1 protein-coding gene is annotated in these 1,405 nt (G+C 47.0%); it reads right to left on the reverse strand.

Going from position 1 to position 1,405, the window contains the following annotated elements; genetic code table 11:
* The coding region (locus tag ABUA47_RS24810) for a toprim domain-containing protein (RefSeq protein ID WP_349832295.1) at positions 1-1,387 on the reverse strand (1,387 nt) is incomplete at its 3' end.
* Positions 1,388-1,405 lie beyond the last annotated feature (18 nt).

A 1,405-nucleotide genomic window follows, 5' to 3' on the forward strand; every position in this document is an offset into this window, starting at 1 on the left:
CCTTTTCTTTGGGTTGTATCCGTTTGTCGAGTAGCTGGTCGTTCCAATCCTTATAACCTTCTGCGGCAGATTCATACAGGATACGTCCTACATCTTTCGGACCGGGATTGAAAGCCCCAATCGCCTTGTCGATAGCTACCAGATTATTTCTCATTGCCTCTAATTCTTCCTCACTTGCAGAACCCTCGGCACAGGCCATTTCGTACTCATCCATACGAACCATTCTCATTTCCTGTAGATAGCCGTCCCCAATGTCCATATCGTCATGCTCCCCATTCTTCAAATTTTGTTTTGCATCATTTATACCCAGAATGGATATAATCTTTTCAAAATTGAATGGTTCAAGTCCTATTTCATACTGTGGATAGCCTTCGCTGTTGTCCTGTACAATCAGTCTGCCGGTTTGTGACAGACAGGTGGAGAAGTTCCAGCCTGCATGAGTGAGAGCAAAGTGGATGGCATAGACTTGTCCGGCACGGTCATGATCGAAGCAAAGGTGATGTGAGGCATGAGGAGTTACCTTTATCGTTCCTTTGAATTGCTGCTGGCTTGGTGCCCCTCCGGTAGAGATAAAAACCGCCTTTCGCAACTCCTTATTTTCTGCCTGATGAAGTTGGTAATATGCCATCGCATCATAAGCACTTTCGAACCAATAGATATGCTTGGCGGAGGTGAGAGAAGTGCGGGCAGGGCTGGCAATCCACAGTCCCTCGCTTGAATTGCTCCCTGCGGCTTTGCCTTTGTAGCTGCCGCTCCCGTCCATACGTGCACGTCCTCGTTCTTCAAGTCCCACAATCTCTCCGTCGCCTTTGGGCAGGGTTAGTGGAAAGGACAGGTTCGTGTAGGCTGCACCGTCCTCCCGGTGTTTCGTAGCCAGATAAAAATGCCGATGGAAAGCATATTGTGTATAGAGGTCGATACCTCGGCTTTTAAAATAAGGATAAAATTTTTTCTGCGTTTCCCGGTTCTGCGGATTGAACTTATGAATGTCGTAGTCCGCTATGTCAAATGGCTTTACATCTCGTTTAGGGTTCACTATTTTGGTTTTCCGTTCAGTGACAGGAATGTTCAGTAATCTGTTACAGACAAGATTCACCAGTCTGTCCGGAGACATACCCGCATGGTACTCCGTGAAAAAGTGCGGATGCTCCTTGATGAAGGAAATGATGTTATAAACTTTCTGTTGTTGTGCGTGGAAACAGCATTTTCCTTGTTGTGTCACAATAAATTTGTCACCACGGATACGTCTGCCGTCGCTGTCCAAACGGACATACGAGGGATAGCGCAGACCGTCACGACGGTTCAGGTGATACCCTGCGTCAATCAATACGTCCTGGATGTTTAGTCGTTGCAGGAAGTCATCGTATGTAAGGTCTCCATCTCTCATAGGTTTACCTCCCTCTTC

Source organism: Bacteroides sp. RTP31139st1_H2_RTP31139_211217, assembly GCF_040227615.1.
Taxonomy (GTDB): Bacteria; Bacteroidota; Bacteroidia; order Bacteroidales; family Bacteroidaceae; genus Bacteroides; species Bacteroides uniformis.